General features: G+C 69.1%; 4 protein-coding genes. 1 reads left to right on the top strand and 3 read right to left on the bottom strand.

All coding sequences use genetic code 11. The features are described 5' to 3' along the window. Positions 1-59 precede the first annotated feature (59 nt). The 3 genes from ACFTZB_RS42810 to ACFTZB_RS42800 all read right to left on the bottom strand — a co-directional run bounded on the left by ACFTZB_RS42810 (position 60) and on the right by ACFTZB_RS42800 (position 3834). The gene (locus ACFTZB_RS42810) at positions 60-1397 is read right to left on the bottom strand and encodes an ABC1 kinase family protein (RefSeq protein WP_378441595.1); all 1338 of its coding nucleotides are present in this window, start codon (positions 1395-1397) and stop codon (positions 60-62) included. Further along, positions 1397-2287: a hypothetical protein gene (locus tag ACFTZB_RS42805; RefSeq protein WP_378441592.1), complete on the bottom strand. Its 891-nt coding sequence runs from the start codon at positions 2285-2287 to the stop codon at positions 1397-1399. Before ACFTZB_RS42805 ends, ACFTZB_RS42810 begins: the two co-directional genes overlap by 1 nt. A 119-nt stretch (positions 2288-2406) precedes the next feature. Further along, the gene (locus ACFTZB_RS42800; protein ID WP_378441590.1) at positions 2407-3834 is read right to left on the bottom strand and encodes a zinc-dependent metalloprotease; all 1428 of its coding nucleotides are present in this window, start codon (positions 3832-3834) and stop codon (positions 2407-2409) included. Between the two features lie 113 nt (positions 3835-3947). Between ACFTZB_RS42800 and ACFTZB_RS42795 the strand changes: the two genes are divergently transcribed. After that, a complete protein-coding gene (locus tag ACFTZB_RS42795) occupies positions 3948-4970 on the top strand; it encodes a PDZ domain-containing protein (RefSeq protein WP_378441588.1) in 1023 nt (340 codons plus the stop codon). Positions 4971-5048 lie beyond the last annotated feature (78 nt).

Below are 5048 nucleotides of genomic sequence, written 5' to 3'. Positions count from 1 at the left end.
GCTCTGGTGTGTGCGTAGCACCTGTGAGTACTTGTCAACCGCCCGCGGTTGACAAGTACTCACAGGTCGGGGGCCACGAACCCGGGGAGCCACCGCGTGAGGATCGCCATGTACGGCGCGTACGCGTCCAGTTGGGCGCAGATCCCCACCGAGCCGACGAGAACCCGGAAAATCATCAGATACTCGGCGGGCAGATTCAGTGCCCGGGCGGTGCGGAACTGCGCGCTGTTGAAGTCGGTCGCGGAACCCGCCGCCTTCTGCAGCCAGGCGCGGGTGAAGTGGAACGATTCGGTACGAATCGGATCGGTGACGGGACGCAGGTAGTCGGCGATCTCCTTGTCGGTCACCGTCCTGCCCGGCAGGACGAATCCGTTGGCGTGCAGCAACTCCGTCAGTTCGTCGAATTGTTCGTGGAGCGCCAGCCGGACCATCGCCCCGAGCACCGGTGGGAGTCCGTGCGGAAACGGTGCCGCGGCACCGAAATCGATGACCCCGAGGCGGCCGTCGCGGTGCAGCATGAAGTTACCCGGATGCGGGTCGCAGTGGAGCAGGCCGACGCGAGCGGGGGACGCGAAGTGGAACTCCGCGAGCAGTGCGCCGGCGGTGTTGCGTTCCTCTGCGGTGCCGTCGGCGATGATGGCCGACAGCGGTTTCGCCGACATCCATTCGGTGACCACCACCTTGGGTGCGCTGGCGACGACGTGCGGAATCGCGAACTGCGGGTCGCCGTCATACACCTTCGCGAAGCGGCGCTGATTGTTCGCCTCGATCCGGTAGTCGAGTTCTTCCTCGGTGCGGGCGGTGAATTCGTCGATGACCGGCCGCACGTCGACCCCCGGCATGACCGAGGCGAACAGACCCGCGAACCGTCCCAGTGTCTTCAGGTCGGCGCGCAGCGCTTCGTCTGCGCCGGGGTACTGGACCTTGACGGCCACGTCGCGGCCGTCGGCCCACACGGCGCGATGAACCTGGCCGATGCTGGCCGAGGCGGTCGGGGTGTCGTCGAACGACTGGAACCGCTCCCGCCACTTGGTGCCCAACTGCTGGTCGAGCATCCGGTGGACGGCCTTCGCGGGCAGCGGAGGTGCCTGCGCCTGCAGCTTGTTCAGCGATTCACGGTACGGTTCCGCGAACTCCTCGGGGATCGCCGCCTCCATGACACTGAGCGCCTGGCCCAGTTTCATGGCGCCGCCCTTGAGTTCGCCGAGTACGGCGAACAACTGCTCGGCGGCCTTCGCGCTCAGCTGGGCGTCGATCTCGTCCCTGTCGCCCCCGGTGAGTTTCCGGCCGAACCCCATCGCGGCACGTCCCGCGATCCCCAACGGGATGCTCGCGAGTTTCGCGGTGCGGGCAGAACTCCTGCGGGGGATGTCGGGCACCCCACCATCATGCATCATCACCGATGCCGGTTCGATTCGCCCACGGCGGGCGCCAGATACGTGCAGCTGCAACTCGCCTGCCTCGGCCAGTGCCGCGTCACCAGCCGGTGCGCCCCCAGATCGATCTCGAGCGTGGCGTCGAGACTGCTGGGCGGAGCGCCGCGCGGGGCGGACAGCACGGCCTCGAGCTGACCGAGCGCGACCGCGGCCGTGGCCATGATCACGGCCGGACTCGCGTGCCCGACCGTGCCGAGGAGCTGAGCGGACAGGTGCGGCCAGTCCTCGTCGTACGCGGAGCGGAGGAGATCGGCGCAGCGCAGACAACTCGTGTGGCCCGGCAGGACGAGCGGACCGACCACACCGCGGCCGTCCCGCAGCCGGACCTGCAGATGCGGTATCCCGTTCTGGACCAGGTCCGCAGCGAGACGAGGGTCCGCCACCAGGTCGTCCGCGAGCACGACACACAGGGCGTTCCACCGCCGGACGTCGCCGTCGGCGGAGTAGCGGAACGAGCGGGAGACCCGGACGCCGCCGTCGGTGAGCCCGGCGGACACCGCATCCGACAGCGGTCCGCGCCCGTGCACGCGGATGGTGATCGTGTCCGCGTCAGGCGACGTTCCTGCGACGTCGATCAGACCGGCGCGATCCAGATCGCCGAGCAGCTTCGACACATCCGTCGGGGCCAGGCCGTACCCGACGGCCGTCCACAGGATGTGCGGCCGCGTGTTCTTGCCGTCGAGCAGTCGGACGACGGCGAGGAGTTGCTCGGTCCGGATTCCGGGCGGCGGGGAGAGGACGAGTGCGCGCTCGGGATCCCAGCCGAACTGCACCCGCCCGTCGGGGCGGACGAGCACGGCGATCCGGGGATCGAGAGTGACACCGACGGGGTGCGGGTGCGAGATGGTCACACACCGAGGATTCCAGGCCACGACCGGTCGCCGGCCCGGAAAAGACGAGTTGTCCACAGGTCGAAACGTGCTCCGACCTGCGGACTTCCCGCTACCGACAAAGTGGTGCGATCAGGGGGTCACGACTCCGGTTCGTCGTCCTTGCCGGACTTGCCGCGTTCGGCCTCCTCGGCCCGCTCGCGGGCCTCCGTCGCCTCCAGCTGCGCCATCGGATTGTCGAAGTCGCCGCCGTCGCCGCCGCCGAGCACCCGCTCGACGAACGCGTCCGGACTGTCGAGGTCGGACGAGTCGGGGAGCAGGTCGGGGTGGGCCCACACGCCGTCACGGGCGTCGACGGTCGACTCGGACGTCAGGCGGGTCCACAGCTGCGCGGCTTCCCGGACCTTGCGCGGACGCAGTTCGAGTCCGACGAGCGTCGCGAACGTCTGCTCGGCGGGTCCGCCGGTCGCGCGCCTGCGGCGGAGCGTCTCGCTGAGGGCCGCGACGCCGGGGAGGCGGTCGTTCAGCGCCGACGCGACGACGACCTCGACCCAGCCCTCGATGAGGGCGAGCAGCGTCTCGAGTCGCTCGAGGGCCTGCTTCTGCTCGGGTGTGGTCTGCGGTTCGAACGCACCCTGCTGCAGGATGTTCTCGAGCTGCGACGGATCGGTCAGCGCGGACGGATCGAGCCCCTTCGCCATGTCCTCGATGGCGGAGAAGTCCATGGTGATGCCGCGGGCGTACTCCTCGACGGTGGCGAGGAGCCGCTGACGCAGCCACGGGACGTGGCTGTACAGGCGCTGGTAGGCGGCCTCACGTGCGGCGAGGAAGACGAGGATTTCCCGGTCGGGCTGTTCGAGCCCCTTGCTGAACCGCTCGACCGCGGCGGGAAGCAGTGCGCCCGTGCCGGCCGGACCGAGGGGGAGACCGATGTCGGTGGAGGTGAGCACCTCCTTCGACAGCTGGCCCAGCGCCTGGCCGAGCTGGGAGCCGAACGCGAGGCCACCCATCTGGCTCATCATGCCGAGCATGGGACCTGCCATCTGCTGTGCCTCTTCGGGCAGGCCCTGCACCCACATGCCCGAGACCTTCTCGGCCACCGGATCGCACAGCCGCTTCCACGTGTCGAGGGTGTTGTCGAGCCAGTCGTTGGGCGTCCACGCGACGGTCTTCGACGCGCCCGCAGGCAGCGTCGTCGCGGCGTCGAGCCACAGTTCGGCGAGCCGTGAGGCGTCGGCGATCGCCTCGGAGTTGCCCTGTGTGATCGGAGCGACCGATCCCATCTGCTGGCGGGCGAGCTTCTTCGCGATCTCGTAGTTGACCGGGCCGGTCTGCTCCCCGGACCCCATCGACGTGCCCATCCCGCTCAGCATCTGACCGAACTGGGTGAGCATCTGGCCGAGGGCGGCCGGGTCGAAGCCCCCGGCGGGGAAACCACCCGCCCCGAAACCGAAGTCGCCGGAACCGCCCGCGTTCTTGTCGCGGTCGGGCCCGTTCTGATCCCCCGTGTTCTTGTCACGATCGGGATCGTCGTCGGGTTTGGAGAAGCCGAAGGGCGGATTGCTCATGACTCAACGGTACAAGGCGCATGGTCCGGTGGCTGCCGACCGCGTCACGCTGACGGCGAACACGCGGACGGCCGACAGCGGTGCCCGCCGGTTCGCGCTCTACGCTGGTCCAGGTGAATCGACGGATCGTGACGCTTCTGGCTGCGCTGGCCCCGATCGTGGTACTCGGCATTCTCGGAACGGTGATCAAGGTGCCGTACGTGGCGCTCGGGCCGGGACCCACGTTCAACACCCTCGGCGAAGTCGGTGGTGAACAGGTCGTCGCCATCGAGGGAACGGACGTGGACGAGACCACCGGCCACCTCAACATGACGACGGTCGCCGTGCGCGACGACCTCAACGTGTTCGAAGCGTTCGGACTGTGGGCCAGCGGACGCCAGGGCATCGTGCCCCGCGAGGAGGTCTACCCGCCGGACAAGTCGAAGGACGAGGTCAAGCAGGAGAACGACGCCGACTTCCAGCAGTCGGAGGACAGCGCCGAACTCGCGGCGCTGCACTTCCTGGACGAGCCGGTGGACCTGCGGATCGCCAAGGTCGGTGAGGACGGCCCCTCCCAGGGGCTGCTGCGCGAAGGCGACGTGCTGGTCAGTGTCGACGGAAAGCCGGTGTCGACGGTCGGCGGCGTGCAGGAGGCGGTGGCCGACGTACCCCCGAACACCGAGGTGCCGATCGTGATCCGGCGTGACGGCGCCGAGACCACGGTGCGAGTGGTGCTCGGTGCCCGCCCGGACGACGAGGCCAAGGGCTACCTGGGGATCACACCGGAGGAGGTCCCGGACGTCCCGTTCACGATCGACTTCAACCTCGCCGACGTGGGCGGCCCCTCGGCGGGACTCATGTTCACGCTCGCGGTGATCGACAAACTCAGCCCGGGCGAACTCAACGGTGGCAAGTTCGTCGCAGGCACCGGCACGATCGACTCCGACGGCGACGTCGGCCCCATCGGCGGGATCAAGTACAAGTTGATCGCCGCGTCCGAGGCGGGCGCCGAGACGTTCCTCGTGCCGGCGAAGAACTGCGACGAGGCCCGCCAGGGCGCACCCGACGGGCTCCGGCTGGTGAAGGTCGAGAACCTCGACGGCGCCGTCGACGCACTCGAGGCCGTCAACTCCGGAGCCGACGCGCCGCACAGCTGATTGCGGCGCGGCCGGTTGCCGGCGACCCCGTCAGTCGTCTTCGGGCGCGTCGGGGGTGGCGTACAGCGCCCGGAAGAG

The sequence above is a fragment of the Rhodococcus sp. NPDC057014 genome, from assembly GCF_042673295.1.
Taxonomy (GTDB): Bacteria; Actinomycetota; Actinomycetes; order Mycobacteriales; family Mycobacteriaceae; genus Rhodococcus_F.
This window is presented reverse-complemented; position numbering and strand designations above follow the sequence as displayed.